Origin of the sequence: Vibrio sp. SALL6 (genome assembly GCF_002002385.1) — a bacterium.
GTDB lineage: Bacteria > Pseudomonadota > Gammaproteobacteria > Enterobacterales > Vibrionaceae > Vibrio > Vibrio parahaemolyticus.
On sequence record NZ_MQVK01000001.1, the window covers coordinates 110,074 to 131,788 of the forward strand.

21 protein-coding genes are annotated in these 21,715 nt (G+C 48.2%); 14 read left to right on the forward strand and 7 right to left on the reverse strand.

What is annotated here, in order from left to right:
* The first annotated feature begins 13 nt into the window (after window positions 1-13).
* Genes gspH through BIW15_RS00580 form a run of 7 tightly spaced genes read left to right on the forward strand, consistent with a single transcriptional unit; the run spans window position 14 to window position 5,092 of the window.
* A complete protein-coding gene (gene gspH, locus BIW15_RS00550; protein ID WP_005478669.1) occupies window positions 14-610 on the forward strand; it encodes a type II secretion system minor pseudopilin GspH in 597 nt (198 codons plus the stop codon).
* A complete protein-coding gene (gene gspI / locus BIW15_RS00555) occupies window positions 597-986 on the forward strand; it encodes a type II secretion system minor pseudopilin GspI (protein ID WP_005478722.1) in 390 nt (129 codons plus the stop codon). Before gspH ends, gspI begins: the two co-directional genes overlap by 14 nt.
* Window positions 973-1,656, forward strand: a complete 684-nt coding sequence (gene gspJ / locus BIW15_RS00560; protein ID WP_025579345.1) for a type II secretion system minor pseudopilin GspJ — start codon at window positions 973-975, stop codon at window positions 1,654-1,656. The genes gspI and gspJ overlap by 14 nt, the downstream gene beginning before the upstream one ends.
* Entirely contained in the window at window positions 1,649-2,659 is a 1,011-nt protein-coding gene (gene gspK / locus BIW15_RS00565) for a type II secretion system minor pseudopilin GspK (RefSeq protein ID WP_077280404.1), read from the forward strand. The genes gspJ and gspK overlap by 8 nt, the downstream gene beginning before the upstream one ends.
* Window positions 2,628-3,830, forward strand: a complete 1,203-nt coding sequence (gspL, locus tag BIW15_RS00570; RefSeq protein ID WP_025579344.1) for a type II secretion system protein GspL — start codon at window positions 2,628-2,630, stop codon at window positions 3,828-3,830. Before gspK ends, gspL begins: the two co-directional genes overlap by 32 nt.
* Window positions 3,831-3,837: 7 nt before the next feature.
* Window positions 3,838-4,329, forward strand: a complete 492-nt coding sequence (locus tag BIW15_RS00575) for a type II secretion system protein M (RefSeq protein ID WP_005458943.1) — start codon at window positions 3,838-3,840, stop codon at window positions 4,327-4,329.
* 1 nt (window position 4,330) lies between these two features.
* Entirely contained in the window at window positions 4,331-5,092 is a 762-nt protein-coding gene (locus BIW15_RS00580) for a type II secretion system protein N (RefSeq protein ID WP_077280405.1), read from the forward strand.
* A 286-nt stretch (window positions 5,093-5,378) separates the two neighbouring features.
* Here the strand turns inward: BIW15_RS00580 and cysQ are convergent, their stop codons facing one another.
* The 4 genes from cysQ to BIW15_RS00600 all read right to left on the reverse strand — a co-directional run bounded on the left by cysQ (window position 5,379) and on the right by BIW15_RS00600 (window position 8,444).
* Window positions 5,379-6,206 (reverse strand): 3'(2'),5'-bisphosphate nucleotidase CysQ, encoded by an 828-nt coding sequence (cysQ, locus tag BIW15_RS00585; RefSeq protein WP_005458987.1) that lies wholly within the window; start codon window positions 6,204-6,206, stop codon window positions 5,379-5,381.
* A gap of 40 nt (window positions 6,207-6,246) precedes the next feature.
* Entirely contained in the window at window positions 6,247-6,816 is a 570-nt protein-coding gene (nudE, locus tag BIW15_RS00590) for an ADP compounds hydrolase NudE (protein WP_005459019.1), read from the reverse strand.
* Between the two features lie 220 nt (window positions 6,817-7,036).
* Window positions 7,037-7,621: a Fe-S biogenesis protein NfuA gene (nfuA, locus tag BIW15_RS00595; RefSeq protein WP_005458964.1), complete on the reverse strand. Its 585-nt coding sequence runs from the start codon at window positions 7,619-7,621 to the stop codon at window positions 7,037-7,039.
* Between the two features lie 97 nt (window positions 7,622-7,718).
* On the reverse strand, window positions 7,719-8,444 hold the full coding sequence (locus tag BIW15_RS00600) for a ComF family protein (RefSeq protein WP_077280406.1): 726 nt from the start codon (window positions 8,442-8,444) through the stop codon (window positions 7,719-7,721).
* 84 nt (window positions 8,445-8,528) lie between these two features.
* On the opposite strand from BIW15_RS00600, the gene bioH reads away from it, so the two are divergent.
* Both bioH and BIW15_RS00610 read left to right on the forward strand, forming a co-directional pair.
* A complete protein-coding gene (gene bioH, locus BIW15_RS00605; protein WP_179115205.1) occupies window positions 8,529-9,296 on the forward strand; it encodes a pimeloyl-ACP methyl ester esterase BioH in 768 nt (255 codons plus the stop codon).
* A gap of 123 nt (window positions 9,297-9,419) precedes the next feature.
* On the forward strand, window positions 9,420-9,884 hold the full coding sequence (locus BIW15_RS00610) for a hypothetical protein (protein ID WP_005459035.1): 465 nt from the start codon (window positions 9,420-9,422) through the stop codon (window positions 9,882-9,884).
* Window positions 9,885-10,017: 133 nt separating this feature from the next.
* Here the strand turns inward: BIW15_RS00610 and BIW15_RS00615 are convergent, their stop codons facing one another.
* Window positions 10,018-12,339: a Tex family protein gene (locus BIW15_RS00615; protein WP_029855941.1), complete on the reverse strand. Its 2,322-nt coding sequence runs from the start codon at window positions 12,337-12,339 to the stop codon at window positions 10,018-10,020.
* Between the two features lie 212 nt (window positions 12,340-12,551).
* Here BIW15_RS00615 and BIW15_RS00620 point away from each other — a divergent pair, with 212 nt between their 5' ends.
* The 5 genes from BIW15_RS00620 to envZ all read left to right on the forward strand — a co-directional run bounded on the left by BIW15_RS00620 (window position 12,552) and on the right by envZ (window position 17,921).
* Complete coding sequence (locus tag BIW15_RS00620; RefSeq protein ID WP_015296086.1) at window positions 12,552-14,432, forward strand: RimK/LysX family protein; 1,881 nt, start codon at window positions 12,552-12,554, stop codon at window positions 14,430-14,432.
* A gap of 154 nt (window positions 14,433-14,586) precedes the next feature.
* Entirely contained in the window at window positions 14,587-15,078 is a 492-nt protein-coding gene (gene greB / locus BIW15_RS00625; RefSeq protein WP_005458979.1) for a transcription elongation factor GreB, read from the forward strand.
* Between the two features lie 114 nt (window positions 15,079-15,192).
* Entirely contained in the window at window positions 15,193-15,585 is a 393-nt protein-coding gene (locus BIW15_RS00630) for a DUF1090 domain-containing protein (protein ID WP_077280408.1), read from the forward strand.
* A gap of 218 nt (window positions 15,586-15,803) precedes the next feature.
* The gene (ompR, locus tag BIW15_RS00635) at window positions 15,804-16,523 is read left to right on the forward strand and encodes a two-component system response regulator OmpR (protein WP_005459027.1); all 720 of its coding nucleotides are present in this window, start codon (window positions 15,804-15,806) and stop codon (window positions 16,521-16,523) included.
* A 105-nt stretch (window positions 16,524-16,628) separates the two neighbouring features.
* Entirely contained in the window at window positions 16,629-17,921 is a 1,293-nt protein-coding gene (envZ, locus tag BIW15_RS00640) for a two-component system sensor histidine kinase EnvZ (RefSeq protein ID WP_005459014.1), read from the forward strand.
* A 64-nt stretch (window positions 17,922-17,985) separates the two neighbouring features.
* Here envZ and BIW15_RS00645 read toward each other — a convergent pair whose 3' ends face one another.
* Together BIW15_RS00645 and recG are read right to left on the reverse strand one after the other, a co-directional pair.
* Window positions 17,986-19,377: a uracil-xanthine permease family protein gene (locus BIW15_RS00645; RefSeq protein ID WP_179115206.1), complete on the reverse strand. Its 1,392-nt coding sequence runs from the start codon at window positions 19,375-19,377 to the stop codon at window positions 17,986-17,988.
* Window positions 19,378-19,609: 232 nt separating this feature from the next.
* Complete coding sequence (gene recG / locus BIW15_RS00655) at window positions 19,610-21,691, reverse strand: ATP-dependent DNA helicase RecG (RefSeq protein ID WP_029847913.1); 2,082 nt, start codon at window positions 21,689-21,691, stop codon at window positions 19,610-19,612.
* Between the last annotated feature and the right edge of the window lie 24 nt (window positions 21,692-21,715).

Sequence of the window (21,715 nt, forward strand, 5' to 3'; positions counted from 1 at the left end):
ACTAATGAAACAAATGCGAAAACATAACGGTTTTACATTAATAGAAATCCTATTGGTGCTGGTTTTGCTATCTCTTACCGCGGTGGCGGTGATCACTACGTTGCCTACCAGTCAAAAAGACCTCTCTAAACAATACGCGCAAAGTTTCTTTCAGCGTTTGCAGTTGCTTAACGAAGAAGCCGTACTCAGCGGTAAAGATTTTGGTGTGCGTGTCGACGATACCAAAAAGACCTACACCCTGCTTAGCTTGACCGCTGAAGGCTGGAAGCCGCTAGAAATGAAGCAAATTCCAAGCAAAACCAAATTAGAAGATGACATTGCATTGCAATTGGATCTAGGTGGCGGAGCTTGGGATAAAGACGATCGTTTGTTCGAGCCGGGTTCACTGTTTGAAGAAATGTTTGCCGACGAAACTGAAGAAAAGAAAGTGAAACCACCGCAAGTCTTCATTTTCTCGAGCGCAGAAGTCACGCCGTTTACCTTGTCTTTTTTCCCACAAAAAGGCGATGCGTTTAACGATGGTTGGCGAGTGATCGGAAAAGAGAGTGGGCAAATTCTGTTGGTAGCGCCAGGTGAAGAAGTGGAAGAGGATGCGAATGCGCAATTTTAAGCAAACTCAACCAAACTTAAACCGTCGCCGAGTGCGAGGGATGACGTTGCTTGAAGTGTTGGTTGCACTGGCTATTTTTGCCACCGCGGCGATCAGTGTGATTCGCTCTGTGAGTCAACACATCAACACAGTCAGCTACTTAGAAGAAAAGATGTTTGCAGCAATGGTTGTGGATAACCAAATGGCGAATGTGATGCTAGATACTGGCGCGCTGAAAGCCAAGAATGGTACCGAAGAGCTAGCAGGGCGTACATGGTATTGGAAAGTCACGCCTGTAGCCACCACGCAGCCATTGCTGAAAGCATTTGATGTAAGTGTCGCGACCGCGAAAAACGCGAGTCCAGTTGTTACGGTAAGAAGCTATGTGGCGCAGTAATCCCAATCGCGCAAATAAGCGCCGTACAACAAAAGGTTTTACACTCATTGAAGTGCTGGTGTCGATAGCAATCTTTGCTAGTTTGAGCGTGGCGGCATACCAAGTGGTGTCGCAAGTTCAGCGCAGTAACGAGTTGTCGCAAGAGCGAACTCAGCGTTTGAATGAACTGCAACGCGCGATGGTGATGATGGATAACGACTTCCGCCAAATGGCATTGCGTCAAACGCGTACCAACGGCGAAGACCCTGCCGGGCAACTGATCTTTTGGTCGGATTATTTACTCGATTCCGACGCGAAAGGCCTAATGTTTGCACGTGTGGGTTGGCATAACCCGCAGCAACAGTTCCCGCGTGGTGAAGTGACTAAAGTGGGCTATCGCGTTAAAGAAGAAACCCTGCAGCGTGTTTGGTGGCGTTATCCAGATACCCCAGTTGGGCAGGAAGGCATTGTCACTCCGTTGCTGACGCAGGTGGAATCTTTCGACATGCGTTTTTATGACGGTAAACAGTGGAAGAAAGAGTGGGACAGCAATAAAGAGTTGCCGAAAGCTGTCTCAGTTGTCTTGAAGTTGAAGGATTACGGTGAAATTGCGCGCACGTATCTAACGCCAGATGGCAAGCTTGCAGAAAGTGAAAGAAACAAAGCATCGGAGGGCAACAACAATGGCTAATCGTCAGCGTGGTGTTGCTTTGATTATTGTACTGATGTTGTTGGCGATTATGGCGACCATTGCTGCCACCATGTCTGAACGTTTGTTTTTGCAGTTTCAGCGCGGTTCAAACCAAATCCATTACCAGCAAGCATATTGGTACAGTGTTGGTGTTGAAGCCTTGGCTGAAGTGGGTATCGAGCAGAGCTACAAAGACAGCGATACCATCAACCTCAGCCAACCTTGGGCGATTAAAGAACAAGTGTACCCATTGGACTATGGTCAAGCTGCAGGACGTATTTGGGATAAGCAAGCGTGCTTTAACCTCAATGTGTTAAGTCGAGTGCAGCCGACCGGACAACAAACCACTCGACCATATTTGGTTCAAGTGCTGCAGAGTTTGTTGGAAGAATCGGATGTAGAGCCGTATCAAGCGGAAGTGATTGCCGATTCCACTTGGGAATACATTGATTCAGACAGCACAGTACGTTCAACCACCGGCGTGGAAGACAGCACCTACGAATCGATGAAACCTTCGTATTTAGCGGCTAATGGTTGGATGGCAGACAAAACTGAACTGCGCGCGGTATATCAAGTGAGTGGTGAAATTTATCAAAAGATTGAGCCCTTGGTATGTGCGATCCCAAGTGATGATTGGCGTTTAAACGTCAACACGATAGAGGTGGAACAAGCGCCGATTTTAGTCGCTATGTTTTCACCGAACTTGAGCAGCAGCGACGCGGTTCAACTGATAGAAAAGCGTCCCTTCGATGGTTGGGACAGCGTAGACGAATTTCTAGCGGAGTCAGAATTAACTGGCTTGAGCGATGATGTAAAGAAAAACGCCAAAGGCTATTTAGGAGTGGATAGCTCCTTCTTCGAATTGGATGCACAAGTGTTGGTGGATGATTCACGAGTACGTATCCGAAGCCTTTTGCAAAGTACAAATAGAGAAACGGTGACGGTCGTTCGCCGTCGTTTTGGAGGGATCAGTGAGCGAGTTTCTGACCGTTCGGCTGAGTAGCGAACAACAAAGTACCATTCCTTGGGTGGTGTGGTCGACAGAACAACAGGAAGTGATTGCCAGCGGTGAACTTGCCGGATGGGAACACTTGGATGAGTTGGTATCGTATGCCGGCCAGCGCCAAGTCATCGCTTTACTAGCGAGTAATGATGTGGTGTTAACTCAGGTGGACATTCCGCCTGGTGCTACACGTCAGTTCGACAACATGTTGCCTTATTTGATTGAAGATGAAGTCGCGCAAGATGTGGATAGCTTGCACTTCACCGTATTGGGTAAGCAAGCGGATAAAGCACAAGTGTGTGCGGTCGAGCGTGCATGGGTACAAACCGTGCTACAGCGTTTTGCTAGCCAAGGGTTGACCATCAAACGCATCTTGCCAGATGTATTGGCATTGCCTGTCAGTGATGACAGCAGCAGTGCGGCACTGATTGGTGAGCAATGGCTAATTCGTCACTCAGAGACGGAAGGTGCGGTGGTGGATTCGGCGTGGCTGGATCTTTACCTCTCTTCTTACCTGCAAAACCATGAAGGTTGGCAACTCGATTGCTACAGTTCCGTGCCAGAATCGACGGTTGAGAGCGTATGGGTTCCTAAGCCAGAAGAAATGACGATGGCGTTGCTCGCAAAAGGCGTCGCGAGTAGTAAAACGAACCTGTTAACTGGCGAGTTTAAGCCGAAGTCTTCTTGGGGTAAGTACTGGAAAGTTTGGCAAAAGGCGGCTATCGCTGCGGGCGTTTTGTTAGTGGTGGTCGTGGCTCAGCAACTTCTCGTCGTCCACAAGTACGAAGCACAAGCACAAGCCTATCGTGAAGAAAGCGAACGTATTTTCCGTCAGGTTTTCCCAAACAAGAATCGAATTCCGACCGTAAGCTACTTAAAGCGCCAAATGACGGATGAAGAGCGCCGTTTATCTGGTGGCTCAACAGATGTTGCGATGTTGTCTTGGCTTGCTGCCTTGCCAGCAACGCTTGGTCAGGTGAAAGATCTAGAAATCACCAGTTTTAAGTATGACGGCCAACGTGGTGAAGTGCGCATTCACGCACGTAGCTCAGACTTCCAGCCTTTTGAGCAGGCTCGTGTGAAGTTGGCTGAGAAGTTTAATGTTGAGCAAGGTCAGCTTAATCGCAGCGATAACGTTGTGATGGGTAGCTTTGTGTTGAAGCGTCAGTGAGGTGATGATGAAGAATTTAATTTCTCAAGCGCAAGCTTGGTGGAGTGGCATCTCTCAGCGTGAACAACGACTTGTGCTGGGCTGTGGTGCATTCGCCATCCTTGGTATTCTTTACTGGGGGCTGCTGCAGCCGATGAGCCAACGTGCAGAGTTGGCGCAATCTCGTATCCAAAGTGAAAAGCAATTGCTTACATGGGTACAAGACAAAGCTGATGACATTACCGCATTGAGAAAAAGCGGGGGTGTCAGTTTTTCCAATCAGCCACTTAACCAACTTGTCTCTTCATCAGCGCGCCGTTTTAAGGTGGAACTGATTCGTGTGCAACCACGCAACGACAGTGTGCAAGTGTGGATTAAACCGCTCGCATTCAACCAGTTGGTGGATTGGCTACGCTACTTGAAAGAGCAGCAAGGCATTGAAGTTGAATTTTTAGACATCGATCGTACAGACCAAGCGGGCATGATTGATGTGAACCGTCTGCAATTTAAGCGAGGTTAAGGTGAAGCGAGCAGTACTTTACGTTGTAATCTTTATCGTTTGTTTTTCTGTTAGCTTGATCATGGGGTTACCTGTTTCTTGGGTTCTCCAGCAAGCCCCCACTGTGAAAGGGCTCGACATACAAGGTGCTCACGGTTCCGTTTGGCAAGGTCAGGCTTCTAGCGTGCGTTGGCAGCGTCAAAACCTAGGGCAAGTGAATTGGGATTTCCAATGGTCTAGCTTGTTTACCGGCAAAGCCGAATTTTCGGTACGTTTTGGGCGCGGCAGCGATATGAACATTCGCGGTCGAGGTTTAGTTGGATACAGTCTCAGCGATGGCCCTTACGCGGAAAATTTGGTGGCGTCGATCCCGGCATCGAAAGCCGTCGAACAAGCGCGCCTGCCGGTGCCTGTTGGTGTTGATGGCCAGCTGGAGTTGAACATTCGTCATGCGACTTACGCAGCTCCGTGGTGTAAAACTGGTGAAGGCACATTGGTTTGGAGTGCCAGTGGCATCCAAAGTCCAGTGGGAAGCTTAGAGCTCGGCCCTGTTATTGCTGATTTGAAATGCCAAGATGGCGTGCTAACTGCATCAGGTGAGCAAACCAGTAAGCAAGTTTCCTCGGCGTTTTCAGCGGAGCTGATGCCGAATCAACGCTATTCAACGAAAGCGTGGTTTAAACCTGGCGCAGATTTCCCATCAAGCATGGGGGAGCAGTTGAAATGGCTTGGACAGCCAAACGCACAAGGCCAATACGAGTTTGACTACAAAGGCAGATTCTAATCTCGAGCCAACGTAATACAGAAAAGAGCTGCCAATGTGCAGCTCTTTTTGCTTTTGGATCATAGTAGGCCAAACCCTCTATTCGCTGTACGTAAATAAACTAGGGACAAGGATGATTATTTAAGTATTTGTATTTTAATGGAATTGTGTGATTTTGTGCAGTTTAATTAGCTTTAGGTATATGGTAGGTCAAATACTGTTAAAGCTGCTCATGCGGGAAAAAGAAAAGGCCGTGAACTGAATTTACGGCCTAATGATACAAGTTGAGTTACGCAAGTATAAGTACTTAATCTTTGCGTTGCAGGATGTCATCCCAAGGCAAATTCGTATCGCCCAGCACGATAAAGTTCGGGTTCTCTAGCGTTTCCCGTTCGTTGTAAGACAAAGGTTCGAGGTGAGTGCTGAGAATACGTCCGCCGGCTTCTTCCACGATGCATTGCGTTGCTGCTGTATCCCATTCGCCAGTAGGGCCCAAACGTAAATAGCAATCGACCGCTCCTTCCGCCACCAAACACGCTTTTAGTGCTGCAGAACCGAGAGGAATTAAGTCGTAGTTCCAAGCGCTGCTCATGCGGCTGGTGATGCGATTAATGTCTTGGCGACGGCTGATAGCAATGGCAATGTTTTGTCCTGCTTGTTCATGTTTGTGCGTGTGGATTTTCACGCTTTCAGACATGTCTGGGATTTTCCACGCACCTTTGCCGCTGTATGCGTAATACGTGACGCCAGAAACAGGCCCATACACCACGCCCATCGCTGGCTTGTTGTTGTCAATTAATGCAATGATGGTCGCAAAGTCGCCACTGCGTGCGATGAATTCTTGTGTGCCATCTAATGGGTCGACCAACCAATAACGCTGCCATTGTGCGCGCTGCTCTAAGCTGATGTCGGCGGCTTCTTCAGACAACACGGGGATGTCTGGTGTCAGTTCACTTAAACGTTCAGTGATGAGTTTGTGCGCGGCAATATCGGCGCTTGTGACCGGTGTTTCATCACTTTTGGTATACGCTTCATATTGCTTTTTCTCGTAGATATCGAGAATCATTTGTCCCGCACTGCGGGCAATTTCGATAACTTGAGGAAGCAGGTGAGATAGATCTTTTGTCATTGGCATAGGTGATAGTCCTTACTCACAATATTTTCGGTTTACACCGTTATTGATTGTTGTTGTGAGTGGTGTTTGGTAAGTGTTTCAGTGCCAACATTAACGCCGTGATGCTTCGTGCTTCACAGAAGTCCAAATGCGTTAATAGCTCTTCGGCTTGTGCGAGTGGCCAGCGCACAATTTCTAACGGCTCTGGTTCGTCACCTTCTTGCTTTTCAGGGTATAGCGATTGACCTAGAAACAGCGTCATCTTGCTCGAAAAATAAGAAGGAGCAAGGATCACTTGTTTTAACGGGGTGAGTTCCTTACAACCAAAACCAATTTCTTCTTTTAGTTCGCGGTCAGCGGCCTGATGTGGCGTTTCACCGGGATCGATAAGACCTTTAGGAAAACCCAGTTCGTAACGCTCTGTACCAGCAGCGTATTCACGTACCAACAGTAAATCGCCCTGCTCGGTTACCGGTACAACCATTACGGCATCGCGACCACTTGGCTTCATGCGCTCATAAGTGCGATGCTCGCCATTGGAGAAGCGAAGGTCGAGGGCTTCCACAGCAAACAGTTTTGATCGTGCGACCGTCTGACAAGAGAGAATCTCTGGTGGGGTCCTTTTCGACATGGCGCTGACTCCTTGGTGTCGTTGGCTTTTGTAAGGTGCGTAAGATTCTTAATATATGAGAACTCTGCAAGAGTTGCTAGTTTGATTTCATCGCTTCGGCAGTGTTCGCTCGATAACCTTGAAAGAGGTCGTGTGTGACGAAGAATCTCACGTGTTTAATGGATTGTTCAGATACAAAAATGGGAGACCAAAGCCTCCCATTTTTACCGACGATAAGCTCTTAGTAGTAAGAGTGGTCACCACGGTCGTGTTCTGTTGCATCTCGAACTGCTGTTAGCTCACCAACGAACTGGTTTAGTAGCTCTTTCTCGATGCCTTCTTTTAGTGTTACGTCAACCATTGAACAACCGTTACAGCCGCCACCGAATGCGACGATAGCTACGCCTGCTTCAGTAATCTCAACCAAGTTCACGTGACCGCCGTGGCCAGCAAGCTGTGGGTTAACTTGAGTTTGGATAACGTACTCAACACGCTCAACAAGTGGCGCATCGTCCGACACTTTACGCATTTTTGCGTTTGGTGCTTTCAATGTCAGTTGAGAACCCATTTTGTCGGTAACGAAGTCGATTTCAGCGTCTTCAAGGAAAGGTAGGCTTAGCTCATCCACGTAAGCTGAAAAACCTGCGTAAGGGATCTCAGTGTCGGTCGCTTCAACCGCTTCTGGTGGGCAGTAAGATACGCCACACTCAGCGTTTTGTGTACCTGGGTTCACAACGAAAATACGAATGTTAGTGCCTTCTGGCTGTTGGCCTAGAAGGTTAGCGAAATGCGTTTGCGCAGTTTCTGTAATAGTAATATTTGACACGACGAATACCTGAGTAATTTTGTAGGTTACTGCTGCTATTCTACTCCTGTTGACGTATGGGTCTAGTCTTTTTGATGCTAAGGCATGGTGAAGCGATCTAGACAGCACCAGGAGCAGGGGTTCTGCAGATGCAGTAAATATCGACGGTTTCTACGCCAACTTCAAGTAGTAAATGACATAATTGTCGAACCGTGCTTCCCGTCGTGACCACATCATCTACTATTGCGACGTGGTTATACTTTGGTGGCTGATTTAAGGTGAAAGCGCCTTTTAAATTCAGTTCTCGGCTGGATTTCTTGTTCCCGCGCTGCGACTGGGTGTGTTTTACGCGGCGAAACACGTGATTATCAAACCTCACATTAAGGTGGACAGCCAAATGTCGCGCCAGTATGTCGCTCTGATTAAAGCCTCGATACAAGTAGCGTTGCCAGTGCAATGGCACTGTGGTGATAAGCGGAGCGGGAGTTGAAATGCGCTGGGCAAGCAATTGCGTTAAAGCGCGAACATGCCATGTTTGTCCGTGATCTTTGAAGCTTTGTATTTCTCGAGACAGTGGAAAATCGTAGTCTCCCAAGGTAAATAGCCGTTGCCACGGTGGAGGCTCGGAGAGGCACTCGCCGCAAATACTCTCTATATTCGCTTCCTCAGCTTTTAAGCTCAATCCACAGCGTTGGCAGCGTTTTACTGGCGTAAGATATTGATAACAGTGACCACACCAACGCAGCGCATTGGGTTGAGCGGCAGCCTGAATCGGGAAGCGACATAAACCGCATTGACTGCTGAGCACACGATGCATGATGTTTTTCCAGTGATGAGATAACATACCGCTTATTCAAGGTTAGATTTTGCACAGCCTAACGCTTGAGTGAAACGATAAGGAATAAAATAAGTGGGAGAGATTGAGAGCATGAGCACGAATTTACACTGGCAGTCGTTCGGTCAGGGACCGGATTTGGTGTTGCTGCATGGCTGGGGGATGAATGGCGCAGTTTGGCAGCAAACGGTCGAATCTCTGCAGACCGATTTTTGTGTCCATGTCGTCGATCTTCCTGGATATGGTTTTAGCGCTGGGCACCATGGTGAAGACCTCGCACAAATCGCTGCCATGGTACTAAAAGATGCGCCAGAGCAAGCAGTGTGGCTAGGTTGGTCGTTGGGTGGTTTGGTTGCCACGCACATTGCGCTCAATGCTCCTCAGCGAGTGAGTAAGCTGATCACCGTCGCCAGCTCACCAAAATTTGCCGCAGAAAAACCGTGGCGCGGCATTCAACCGAATGTACTGAGCGCGTTCACCTCTCAGTTACTAGAAGATTTCTCACTGACCATTGAGCGCTTTATGGCGCTGCAAGCCATGGGAAGTCCGTCTGCACGTAAAGATGTTAAACAACTCAAACAAGCGGTGCTATCGCGTCCTCAGCCGAACCCAGAGTCACTATTGGTTGGCTTAAATATTTTGGCGGATGTTGACCTGCGTGATGCTTTGATTTCCCTGACCATGCCGATGCTACGTCTTTACGGTCGTTTGGATGGTTTGGTGCCGATTAAAGTGGCGACCGATCTCAGCCAGCAACTGCCTCACACGCAACAGTTTGTCTTTTCTCAATCTTCTCATGCACCGTTCATGACCGAACATGATGAATTTTGTGCGAAAGTTCGAGATTTCGCTCAGGATTAAAATCGTGCAGTGAAAAAAGCTAAAGTTGATTAAAATTTGGTCGATATAATTGTCGGTAAGGTTTTATTCGTAAATAAGGCCAAGCCATATTGACGAGTTGGGCGACTCTGAGGAGGGTTCGCAATGATTGTGTCACCGACCAACGTAAGTGTGCCACTGATCGCCCCATCCGTTAATGTGCAGACGGAACAAGCTGCTCGTGACAACAGAGTCCGAGAACCTGTGACGCCGACGGTCGCATTGGCAAAAACCAATGCCGAGCGCAAAGTAAAAAGTGATGAAAAGCGACGACGTCAGTCCTCTTGGGATCCCTCTGAGCATCCCGATTACGAAGTGGATCATGAAGTTGATGCGCGTTATCACGAGGAGCCGGAAGACACGCTTGAAAGGCTTTTCGATTTACTGGCACTGAAATCGTACAGTGAAGATCAGGGAAAGGGCTATGCGATACGCTTTCGTTTACCGAAGCGCATTTTGGATGCTGCGATCAACCAAGGATTGATGGAAAAGCGCAGGAAGGTGATCAAATTTCATTATGGTCATTCGGTCGTGCCCCATACCCCGTCAGAAGTGATAGCAGTATTATGACGAATCAATATCCTATCCAATAAAAACGCTCCAATCAGCATGACTGACTGGAGCGTTTTCTTTTTTCTTCTGGATGCTTGAAGCCGTCGCCCAGCTGCACCCCAAGATCTCAGTGCAGCCGTTAAAACCTAGACTACTTCTTTGCTTTGGCGAAAGCAGCCGCAAATGCGCCACCCATCGCATTGTTCGATGAGGAATCATCACGGCGAGGTTGACGACGTTGTGACTGATCATTACGACGCGGCGCTGCGGATGAGCGTTGGCTGCGGTTGTCTTGACCCGGCTCGTCGTTTAAACGCATCGATAGACCGATACGCTTGCGCTGTACGTCTACTTCCATCACTTTCACTTTAACGATGTCACCTGCTTTCACCACTTCACGCGGATCAGAAACGAAACGATCCGTCAGGGCTGAGATGTGCACTAAACCATCTTGGTGAACACCAATATCGACGAAAGCACCAAAGTTGGCCACGTTCGATACGACGCCTTCGAGAATCATGCCCGGTTCTAGATCTGCAACCGAGTTAACGCCTTCAGCGAAGGTTGCGGTTTTGAACTCCGGACGAGGGTCTCGGCCTGGTTTGTCCAGCTCTTTGATGATATCGGTCACCGTTGGGACACCGAAGTGCTCATCGGTGTAATCCACCGCGTGCAGACCTTTAAGGAACGTCGAATCGCCAATCAGTGCTTTGATGTCTTTACGGTTCTTCTCGGCAATCGCTTTGACTACAGGGTAGGCTTCCGGGTGCACTGCAGAGGCATCCAGTGGGTTTTTACCATCCATAATACGAAGGAAACCCGCACACTGCTCGAACGCTTTAGGACCTAAACGAGGCACTTTCTTCAAAGTTGTACGTGCTTCGAAACGACCGTTTTCATCACGGAAGTCGACAATGTTCTGTGCGATGGTGCTCGACAAGCCTGCAACGCGCGTCAGTAGCGCTGCAGAGGCAGTGTTCACATCAACACCCACCGCGTTTACACAGTCTTCGACAATCGCATCAAGACGTTTTGCCAGCATAGATTGGCTAACATCGTGCTGATATTGGCCCACACCGATCGATTTAGGATCGATTTTAACGAGCTCCGCTAGCGGGTCTTGCAGACGACGAGCAATCGACACCGCACCACGCAGAGATACGTCCATATTTGGGAACTCTTTCGCTGCAAGCTCAGACGCAGAGTAAACTGATGCCCCCGCTTCACTTACGATGATCTTCTGAACTTTCAGGTTGCCGCGTTTGATCACGTCTGCGACAAAGCTGTCGGTTTCACGCGAAGCCGTGCCGTTACCTATCGCAATCAAATCCACGTTGTATTTGCGCACCAACTGATCAACGATTTGCGCTGATTTGTCGTATTGCTTTTGTGGTGGGTGAGGGTAGATGGTTTCTGTTGCAAGCACTTTACCAGTAGGATCGACAATAGCGATTTTAGAGCCTGTACGCAGACCCGGGTCGAGACCCAGCGTCGCGCGAGGGCCTGCCGGTGCTGCCATCAACAAATCTTTTAGGTTGGTGGCAAACACTTCAATTGCTTCGATTTCAGCACGTTCTTTCATTGCGCCCATCAGCTCGGTTTCCATGTGCATCGATACTTTGATGCGCCATGCCCAACTGATCACTTGTTTACGCCATGCGTCCGCCGGTGCGCTGCTTAGCGTCACGCCATAATGGTCGGCAATGATGGTTTCGCAGTACGATTGGCGTGCACCTTCTTCTTGTTCTGGGTCGGCGTTCATCGCCAACGTCAAAAAGCCTTCATTACGGCCTCGTAACATCGCCAGTGCACGGTGTGATGGCACTTTGCTCAGTGGCTCGTTATGGTTGAAGTAATCTTTAAACTTCTCGCCTTCTTGCTCTTTACCTTCAACGACACGAGAAACCAGTTCCGCGTTGCGGTTTAGATGAGCACGAATTTTTTCAAGCAGGTTCGCATCCTCAGCAATGCGCTCCATGATGATTGCGCGAGCGCCATCCAGTGCCGCTTTGGTATCCGCGATGCCTTTGTCCGCATCAAGATATTTCGTTGCTTCGCTTTCTGGTTCAGTTTGTGGCTGGTTCCAAAGTGTATCCGCGAGAGGTTCTAAGCCAGCTTCAATCGCGATTTGACCTTTGGTGCGGCGCTTTGGTTTGTATGGCAGGTAAAGGTCTTCCAGGCGAGTCTTGCTGTCGGCTTGCGTGATCTCTCGTTCTAGTTCTGGCGTCAGTTTGCCTTGTTCTTGGATCGACTTCAGAATGGTTTGACGGCGATCGTCGAGCTCGCGAAGGTATGACAGACGGCTGTCCAGAGTACGCAGTTGGGTATCATCAAGGCCACCTGTCACCTCTTTACGGTAACGTGCAATAAATGGGACCGTGTTACCATCATCAATCAGGGTGACAGCGGCGTTGACTTGCTCTGGGCGAACATTCAGTTCTTGAGCAATCATGCGACAGATAGCTTGGCTCATCCGTGTATTCTCTTTTAATTCGGTTTGGATATTGGTTGTGTATAGAACATTGGGGTCATTCATAGAATTTGCAATGTTTTAAATTAGCTTCGCAAAAATTTACCGGGCGCTGGTGGACATCGGTCAGATTTATGTCAAAACTGTAATTAAATTGAGAACTTATAAGTTCTGTTGGCGACTAATTTTATATACCTTGGCTCACACGGATAATCATGATGAAAAAAATGTCTTTGGCTCTGGCACTCTCTAGTGCTCTCCTGATAGCCCCGTTTGGTTGGGCGCAATCCATCTCTGCAACCACGCAAGATCCCATCTATCAACTTGATGATAAGTTAGTTTTAGGGCGGGTCGAAAGTGTGTATTACAGCGAAATTCCTGAGCTAAGTGACGTCCCTTTCATCGGTAAAATTGATACCGGCGCTGACACCACCTCCATGCATGCAGAAAATATCCACGTAAGCAGCAGCAATCCCAAATACAAAAATCTTAAAGATGACAAACTGCTGTGGGCAATTGTCGATGATTTAGGTGGCACGCAAGCCAAATGGGAAGCCAACAGTTTTGAACCTTATCAAGTCACCGTCAGTTTCACGATTCAGCATCCTTATACTGGCAAAGAGATCACGGTAACCGACGATCTTGAGCGCATCAGTGCTATCCGCAGTCGCACCAGCAAAAAACCGATTTTGCGTCCAACCGTAAAAATGCCGATGACGATTGCTGGGCATACGGTAGATACCGTGGTGAACCTTACCTCGCGCAAACAGTTCTCTGCGCCAATCCTGATTGGCAAAACTTACCTAGATGATAACGCGTGGGTGTTTGCTGGGTATGACTACCTGCAAGAACAACCCAACGCGAAAATGATTGGTAAGAAAGAGACGGTAGAAATCGAAGGCATTCCCTACAAAACCAGCGTTTCGACAAGCAGCCGTTACACCAACGTTCACGCTCTTGACATCAAAGTGGATAAAAAAGCCAAGCAAGTGTCGTTTACTTTAGAGGGTGAGAACGGCAAGCGCCATCCTATGACACTGCCATTGGTGCGCATGTTGAAAACCACCAAGAGCGAGCGACCTTTGGTGTATCTGCCTGTCAAGATTGACGAAAACGAAACTCAGCAATGGTTGGTGTACTTACGAGACCGCAGTAAGTTCAGTTCGCAAATCCGCCTGGGCCGAGACGTAGTGAGCCAACATTTCGTGATAGATACCGACAAAGAGAATTTGCTCGGCGGCGTGGAAAAAACCTTTAAGAGTGCACTGAAGTCCAAACCATTGGTGATTTCACCGGAAGAGGAAGTGAACATTGATGGCTACGTGGTTCCCGCTTATCCAACCTTTACCGTGAAAACGCCATTATTACGCGTGAATGGATTTGAACTGAGTGAAAAGGGCAAAGACGAAGTCGCGACGTTCTATTTGAGCAATGAAAAAGGCAAAGAAGAAAAAATCACCAAACCCGTGCTGAAGAAACTCAAAGTCGGCGATATGGTGCGTCCTGTGGTGGAAGGTGACTTCTTGTTCGGGAACAAAGAAAAGTCGATGGAGTTTGCTATCGACGTGCTAGATAAAGATGAAGAGCAGCCGTTTTTCGTTTTCGGCCACAACATGGCTAAAGGTGGCGTGCTACTGAATACGCGCGCTGATCACTTGCTCGATGCAAAACCTTTGTTCCGAGCCGGCCACATCGAAGTGGCCGAAGTGGAAGGCATGTCTTTCCCGGTCAAACTGGACACCGGTGCGGATGTCAGTTCTATCAATGCTAAGGACATCAAACTGTTCCAAAAAGATGGCAAAGACATGGTGAGCTTTACCTACGAAAATGACCTCGGTATGCAAAAGGCCTTTACTCGCGAAGTGGTAGACGTAATGAAAATTACTGCGAAAAAAGGCGAGAAAGCAAACGTCCGTCCGGTGGTGGAAATGCACGTCAAACTGGGTGACTTAGAGAAGAAAATTCGCGTGAATTTGCAAGATCGCGGACGCTTTCATTACAGCATGATTTTGGGTAAAAACTTCTTAAAGCACGGTGCGTTAGTGGCGAGTGAAACCAATTACATCGTGACGAAAAAACCAGATTACGAAAAATAGTCGAACCGTCGCCTAACCTAATTGCCAATACCCAAAGTCCGCTCTGAGAATCTTGTGGCTTTGGGTATAATTCTAGGTTTAGGATGAAGATCGCGTAAGCGTCGATGCTGCTGAATGTGCGGCATTTTTTATGCCGAAATGAATAGGAGCCAAATTGAAAACTAAGCTGATTACCCGTGAAGGTTATAACAAACTCAAGCAAGAGCACGATTACCTCTGGAATGAAAAGCGTCCAGAAATCACCAAGATCGTGACGTGGGCGGCCAGCCTTGGCGATCGTTCGGAAAATGCTGACTACACCTTCAATAAACGACTGCTGCGTCAAATCGATCGACGCGTTCGTTTTCTCAGAAAGTTTTTACCTGAAGTCACCATCGTTGATTACTCACCTCAACAAGAAGGCAAAGTCTTTTTTGGTGCTTGGGTCGAGATTGAAAACGAAGCCGGCGATGTGAAGAAGTTTCGCATTGTGGGGCCAGAAGAAATATATGGCGATGCCAAAGATTACATCTCCATTGATTCCCCTATGGCCAGAGCCATGTTGAAAAAGCAAGTGGATGAAGAATTTACCGTTCGAACGCCGGAAGGTGACAAAGAGTGGTTCATTAATTCGATTGAATACAACAAGCAAAGCGCAGAATCTTAACTTCCTCGACCTTGAAACATTCGGCGAGCGAAGTGCGTTTGCCAATGATGTTACCCTTTTTTTTTATGCGCCCTCATTTGAGGGCGCGAGCTGTATTTACTGGAGAGGTTTAAAATGAAAGCCGTGATTTGTGGTGCTGTGTTAACGATGGCTATTTCGTTTCCTACTGTCGCTCAAGAAGAGCTAAAAGGGTGTGATGCCAAAGCGTTTGCACTTGAGCAGCAAATTGAATACGCCACAGTACAAGGTAATCAAAAGCGCATTGATGGATTAAAACGAGCCCTTGCTGCGATTGAGGATGAATGCTCGGAAGAAGATTTACGCGAAAAACTGCAATCAGAAGTCGAACAAAAAGCGCAAAAAGTAAAAAACCGCGAGCTAGAATTGGCAGAGGCACAAACGTCGGGTTCGAGCGACAAAATCGAGAAAAAGCGCCGAAAGTTAGATGAAGCGCAAAAAGAATTGTTAGACGCTAAACGTGAGTTGGAATGGAATTACGGCCAGTAGGCACTCCGACCTTCGCGGCGGTTAACACTACCTCTCATCGCGTTTTTGTGGCGTTGTTCACATCTCGAAACAAAGTCAATATCGCTAAATACTTAGGGCGGCGCGCAAATAATTTCCCAAAACCGCGTCTAAGATAAAAAGAGTAACAATTTGCACAAGCACGTTTGAAAAAACAGTGATACATTTTCGTCAATAGATGCTTCTGAAAGGATGTTTCAATGCAGGAAAATCATAAAATTTTAGTGGTTGATGACGATGCTCGTTTGCGTGCTCTGTTGGAGCGTTACCTTTCTGAGCAAGGTTTTCAAGTCCGTAGTGTAGCAAACGGCGAACAAATGGATCGCCTACTAACACGCGAAAACTTTCACCTAATGGTATTGGATTTGATGTTGCCAGGCGAAGATGGCTTGTCGATTTGTCGCCGTTTACGCCACGCCAATAACATGTTGCCAATTCTGATGCTGACAGCAAAAGGTGACGAGGTTGACCGTATTGTTGGTTTGGAAGTTGGTGCGGACGATTACCTACCTAAACCGTTCAACCCGCGTGAACTACTCGCTCGTATTAAAGCGGTTTTACGTCGCCAAACGGTTGAGCTACCGGGCGCGCCAAGTACAGAAGAAAAAGTGGTCGAGTTTGGTGAGTTTCGTTTGAATCTAGGCACGCGTGAAATGTTCCGTGGTGATGAGGCTATGCCATTAACATCGGGTGAATTTGCGGTGTTGAAATCACTGGTAACCAACGCGCGTGAGCCAATGTCGCGTGATAAGCTGATGAATATGGCGCGTGGTCGTGAATACTCGGCGATGGAGCGTTCTATCGACGTACAAATTTCTCGTCTACGCCGCATGCTGGAAGACGATCCGAGCAAACCTCGCTACATCCAGACCGTATGGGGTTTAGGTTACGTATTTGTCCCAGACGGCAAAGAGTCGTAACTCTTACTCGCTTAACCGGCAATCGGTTTTTAAAACTTCGACCATCAAATTTCCTTCTTATTTGGTGGCCGAGGTTTTCGCAATTAGGAGCATTAGGAAATTTCCATGCGAATCCGAAGTTCACTGACACAATCTATTCTACTGTTCATCTCCTTGCTTCTCGCTAGCCAAGTCTTTTCTTATTACGCCGTTTTTAACTACGCGTTGATGCCAAGCCTGCAACAGTTCAACAAAATTCTTGCTCATGAGTTGAATCTGGTTCTCGATGAAGATGGCCCGCTAAAATCGGATGCACCATTGCGTCGCCAGTTATTAGAAAGGTTGGGCGTGACAGTTCACAGCATCAACAGCGAGAAGGCGGTTGAGTTTAACCATGCGATGTCTATTGATTTGATGTCGGAGGAAATGACTCAAGAGCTAGGCTCACCAACCGAAGTACGCCTGCTGCTAGGTAGTGAAAGCTACATTTTGTGGATGCACATCGAGAAGCTGCCCAATTCCATTATTCGCATCCCGCTGTCTGAGCTGCAAGAAGAGGACTTTGCGCCGCTATTTCGTAACAGCCTGATCATGGCGCTATTAATTATCGCAGGTGGTTGGTTGTTTATTCGCTTGCAAAACCGGCCATTATTGGCGTTGCAACGAGCGGCAGAAGGCGTTGGGAGAGGGGAAATTCCCCCACCGCTACCAGAAAAAGGCGCATCGGAAATTCGTTCGGTAACTCGTGCGTTTAACCAGATGTCGAAAGGGATTCAAGAGCTCGAAGAAGACCGCGCTCTGTTAATGGCAGGCATCAGTCATGATTTACGTACGCCGCTGACGCGAATTCGTCTCGCTACTGAAATGATGTCGCCAGAAGACAGCTATTTGGCGGAAGGGATCATCAGTGACACGGAAGAGTGCAATGAGATTATCAGTCAATTTATGGATTATCTAAAGCCTGTAAACAAAGAATCGTTTGAGTCGGTTGATGTCAGTACCATCGCTAGTGACGTGGCGAGCTCTGAAGGGGGATATGAAGTCGAGATTGAAACGGACTTGAACATGCACCTTCCTCCAGCGAAAGGCAGCCCGATTGCCATTAAGCGAGCGGTGAGTAACTTAGTTGTCAACGCACTGCGTTACGGCAACGGTTGGGTTAAAATCAGCACAGGCGTGACGGCAGACAAACAATTGGTTTGGATATGCGTAGAAGACAACGGGCCTGGGATTGAGCAGTCGCAGATCGCGAAGTTGTTCGAACCGTTTACCCGTGGTGATACGGCGCGTGGCAGCGAAGGTACTGGTCTGGGTTTAGCGATTGTAAAACGTATTGTTATCCAACATTCAGGTTCGGTGGTGATGCGTAATCGCAGTGAAGGCGGCTTGATCGCCCAAATCAGTTTCCCGACCAAATAATCCTCTAAAACCAAAAAGCCCAACCAAAAATGTGGTTGGGCTTTTTAATTTCTAAGTACAGGTATTAAGACTCTTTCACTTCTTGAGCGACAAGTTCATCTTCTTCTGTCAGTTTTTCTGGAAGCAGCAAGTTCAGCAGTATCGCGGTGATACCGCCAGCAGCCACACCAGTTGAGAAGATACTTTTAATAAACTCAGGCATAAACTGCAGAATCTCAGGTTTCTGAGCGATACCTAACCCCATCGAGAATGACAACGCCATAATCAGAATCGCGCGGCGGTCGAGGTCAACACGCGAGATAATGCGCACGCCTGCAGCGGCAATGGTGCCGAACATCACGATGGTAGCGCCACCAAGTACAGGTTCTGGGATCAGCTGAACAAAACTGGCCACGCCCGGGAATAGACCAAGAATCACTAACATGCCCGAGATAAAGTAACCCACGTAACGGCTTGCGACGCCCGTTAGCATGATAATGCCGTTGTTTTGACTGAAAGTAGAGTTTGGAAAGCTGTTGAATACCGCAGCGATAGCCGAGTTCAGACCATCCGCTAATACCCCACCTTTGATACGCTTCATGTAAATAGGGCCTTTAACAGGCTCGCCAGATACTTCAGACGTTGCGGTAATGTCGCCGATCGCTTCCAACGCCGTGATAAAGAAAATCAGCACCAGAGGGATAAATAGTGACCAGTCAAATGACAAGCCGTACTGCATCGGAATCGGTAGCGCAACGAGGTTGGTTTCCCCCAATTTTGAGGTGTCGACCATACCCATGAAGTATGCCATTACATAGCCAACTAGCATGGCAATCACGATCGAAGCCACACGAATGTATGGGTTTTTAGAACGATTCAAAATCACAATTAACCCAAGTACGGTACCAGCGAGCGCCAGTTTGTCTAAGCTACCAAAAGTACCGTCGCCTATTGCAGCATAGCCTCCACCCATAGAAACCAAGCCAACTTGGATCAGCGTCAGGCCAATCAGAGTTACGACAATGCCAGAGACGAGAGGTGTGATGATGAGACGTGCATGCTCAAGCACACGAGACAGTAAGATCTCGGCAAAGGAGGCAACTAAAATCGTCCCGAAAATCGCCGCCATCATGGTGCTGATGTCCGCGCCACCTGCTTTGAGTGATAAACCCGCACCGATGATTGGACCCAAAAAGTTAAAGCTGGTGCCTTGCACCGATAGCAAGCCGGAGCCGACAGGGCCAAAGGTACGGATTTGGATAAAGGAAGAAACACCAGATGCAAACAGCGACATGCTGATAATGGTGTTGGTTTGATCGGCCGGAACGCCCAAAGATTGGCAAATGATTAAGGAAGGTGTAATCACCGCAACGAACATCGCCAATAAATGCTGAAGTGCAGCAAAAATCGTTTGTGGCAGTGGTGGGCGATCATTTAATTGATAGACCAGTTCCGAAGATCGGTTTGAAGTTGTCATGATTTGTCTCGCTAGTCGCAATGTGTTCCCAGATCTCGCTGAATGGGAGGGCTGGGTGGAGTTGACGTCGTTACCTGTGATTGCTGTTAATCAGTGTCAACTCAGGTTGGTGAAGTGTGATGAGGCACACTCTAGAAATTTTGAGCGCGATTATAGAGAGATTTATCCAAAAAGCAATCGTTTGCCATTGGTGGCAGCACTAAAAAACGAGCCATTTGGCTTGCTTTAAGATTTACGCTTTGGAGTAGATATCACGCTCGCCTAGCCAGCGTTCGATGATGGCGGCTGCATTGCTTGGGTAATTGTCGTGAATATGACGTGCAATACGCTGAACTTCTGGGATTAAGCGTTGATCTCGAACTAAATCGGCAATTTTGAAATCAGCCAAGCCTGTTTGTTTGGTGCCCAACAATTCGCCGGGCCCGCGGATCTCGAGGTCTTTCTGCGCAATAACAAAGCCATCGTTACTTTCACGCAGCACACCGAGTCGTTTTTGTGCGGTTTTCGACAGGGGGGCGTGGTACAGCAGGACACAGTGACTGGCAACCGAGCCTCGACCGACGCGGCCTCTTAACTGGTGTAATTGAGCCAACCCAAGGCGTTCAGGGTTTTCGATGATCATCAAGCTAGAGTTTGGCACGTCTACGCCAACTTCTATCACCGTCGTGGCTACGAGCAGGTGGAGCTTGTTGTCTTTAAACTCTTGCATGACAGCTTGCTTTTCGGCGGGCTTCATACGACCATGAACTAGGCCAATTTTTACATCTGGCAGTTTGCGCTGTAACTCTTCGGCGGTGTCTGCTGCGGCTTGCGCTTCTAACACTTCCGATTCATCGATCAGCGTACACACCCAATACGCTTGCTTGCCTTCGTTAAGACAAGCGTTTCGTACCCGCTCGACAATGTCGTCCCGTTTGGTATCTGGAATGGCGACGGTTTGAATCGGCGTTCGGCCTGGTGGTAATTCGTCTATCACCGACGTTTCCAAATCAGCATACGCTGTCATTGCTAGCGTGCGAGGAATCGGAGTCGCCGTCATGATGAGCTGATGCGGATACGCGCCTTGTTTTGCCCCTTTCTCACGTAACTCTAATCGCTGATGGACACCAAAGCGGTGCTGCTCATCAATGATGACTAAAGCTAGGTGATGAAATTCCACATGTTCTTGGAAGAGGGCGTGAGTACCCACTATCATTTGCGCTTCACCGCTGGCAATGCGAGCCAGTTCCGTCTCTTTGGCTTTGCCCTTGAGCTTACCAGCAAGCCAGCCAACTTGAATGCCCATGGCATCAAACCAGTTGGCGAAATTGATGGCGTGTTGTTCGGCGAGCAGCTCAGTTGGTGCCATTAGTGCGACCTGATAACCGTGCTCGATAGCTCGAACCGCAGCCAGTGCCGCGACGAGGGTTTTCCCTGAGCCTACGTCACCTTGGACAAGACGCATCATTGGGTGCGGCTTTTCGAGGTCGGATTCAATCTCTTTCACCACGCGTGCTTGAGCATTGGTCGGAGAAAACGGCAGTTGCGCCAACAGCTGTTTTTTCAGTTTGTCACATGGTGCGAGCGGTAAGGCGATATCTTGCTGGCCTTTGCTGCGAACCGCCAACATCGACAAGTTCTGAGCGAGCAATTCTTCCATGATCAAACGGATTTGAGCGGGGTGCTTACCTTCATCAAATTCATCTAAATTAATGGTTGGCGGCGGGCGATGAATGGTGTGCAACGCCTGCGACATAGTAATCTGATGGTTATACAAGCCAGAAGGTAGCAATTCTTGCACTGCCGCTTTATCGAGTAGCGCCAATGCTTGCTCAGTAAGGTTACGTAAAGTGATTTGACGCAGGCCATCTGTGGTTGGATAAACCGGGGTTAAGCTTTGTTCCACATCTGGCTTTTGTTCACTGGCGTAAAATTTGTAGTCAGGGTGCACAATTTCCAGCCCCATACCACCACGCTTAATTTCTCCGTAAGCGTGTACTAACTTACCCTGTGAAAAATTGTTCTTCATCGCTGCAGTAAAGTTGAAAAAACGCAGCGTGATGGTGCCATTGCCGTCACTGATTTTGACTGTCAGCATTTTGCGTTTACCAAAAATGGTATCGACGGTCATGACTTTACCTTGTACCGCAGCCCAAAGGCCTGCGTGCAGTTTGGCAATAGGATAAATGCGGGTGCGATCTTCGTAGCGCAGAGGCAGGTGGAACAACAAATCTTGAACGCTATGCAAGCCGACTTTAGCGAGTTTTTCTGCGACTTTGGCGCCAACTCCTGATAGAGAAGTTAAAGGAACAGCAGATAGCATTTGGGCAGACATAGAAAGCTCAAGAAAATGGTTAAC

Bases quoted from the DNA above. Each gene is read 5' to 3' on its own strand.
- gspH (WP_005478669.1), top strand. From the start codon at position 14: ATGCGAAAACATAACGGTTTTACATTAATAGAAATCCTATTGGTGCTG.
- gspI (WP_005478722.1), top strand. From the start codon at position 597: ATGCGCAATTTTAAGCAAACTCAACCAAACTTAAACCGTCGCCGAGTG.
- gspJ (WP_025579345.1), top strand. From the start codon at position 973: ATGTGGCGCAGTAATCCCAATCGCGCAAATAAGCGCCGTACAACAAAA.
- gspK (WP_077280404.1), top strand. From the start codon at position 1,649: ATGGCTAATCGTCAGCGTGGTGTTGCTTTGATTATTGTACTGATGTTG.
- BIW15_RS00575 (WP_005458943.1), top strand. From the start codon at position 3,838: ATGAAGAATTTAATTTCTCAAGCGCAAGCTTGGTGGAGTGGCATCTCT.
- cysQ (WP_005458987.1), bottom strand. From the start codon at position 6,206: ATGCCAATGACAAAAGATCTATCTCACCTGCTTCCTCAAGTTATCGAA.
- nudE (WP_005459019.1), bottom strand. From the start codon at position 6,816: ATGTCGAAAAGGACCCCACCAGAGATTCTCTCTTGTCAGACGGTCGCA.
- BIW15_RS00600 (WP_077280406.1), bottom strand. From the start codon at position 8,444: ATGTTATCTCATCACTGGAAAAACATCATGCATCGTGTGCTCAGCAGT.
- bioH (WP_179115205.1), top strand. From the start codon at position 8,529: ATGAGCACGAATTTACACTGGCAGTCGTTCGGTCAGGGACCGGATTTG.
- BIW15_RS00610 (WP_005459035.1), top strand. From the start codon at position 9,420: ATGATTGTGTCACCGACCAACGTAAGTGTGCCACTGATCGCCCCATCC.
- BIW15_RS00615 (WP_029855941.1), bottom strand. From the start codon at position 12,339: ATGAGCCAAGCTATCTGTCGCATGATTGCTCAAGAACTGAATGTTCGC.
- BIW15_RS00620 (WP_015296086.1), top strand. From the start codon at position 12,552: ATGATGAAAAAAATGTCTTTGGCTCTGGCACTCTCTAGTGCTCTCCTG.
- BIW15_RS00630 (WP_077280408.1), top strand. From the start codon at position 15,193: ATGAAAGCCGTGATTTGTGGTGCTGTGTTAACGATGGCTATTTCGTTT.
- ompR (WP_005459027.1), top strand. From the start codon at position 15,804: ATGCAGGAAAATCATAAAATTTTAGTGGTTGATGACGATGCTCGTTTG.
- envZ (WP_005459014.1), top strand. From the start codon at position 16,629: ATGCGAATCCGAAGTTCACTGACACAATCTATTCTACTGTTCATCTCC.
- BIW15_RS00645 (WP_179115206.1), bottom strand. From the start codon at position 19,377: ATGACAACTTCAAACCGATCTTCGGAACTGGTCTATCAATTAAATGAT.
- recG (WP_029847913.1), bottom strand. From the start codon at position 21,691: ATGTCTGCCCAAATGCTATCTGCTGTTCCTTTAACTTCTCTATCAGGA.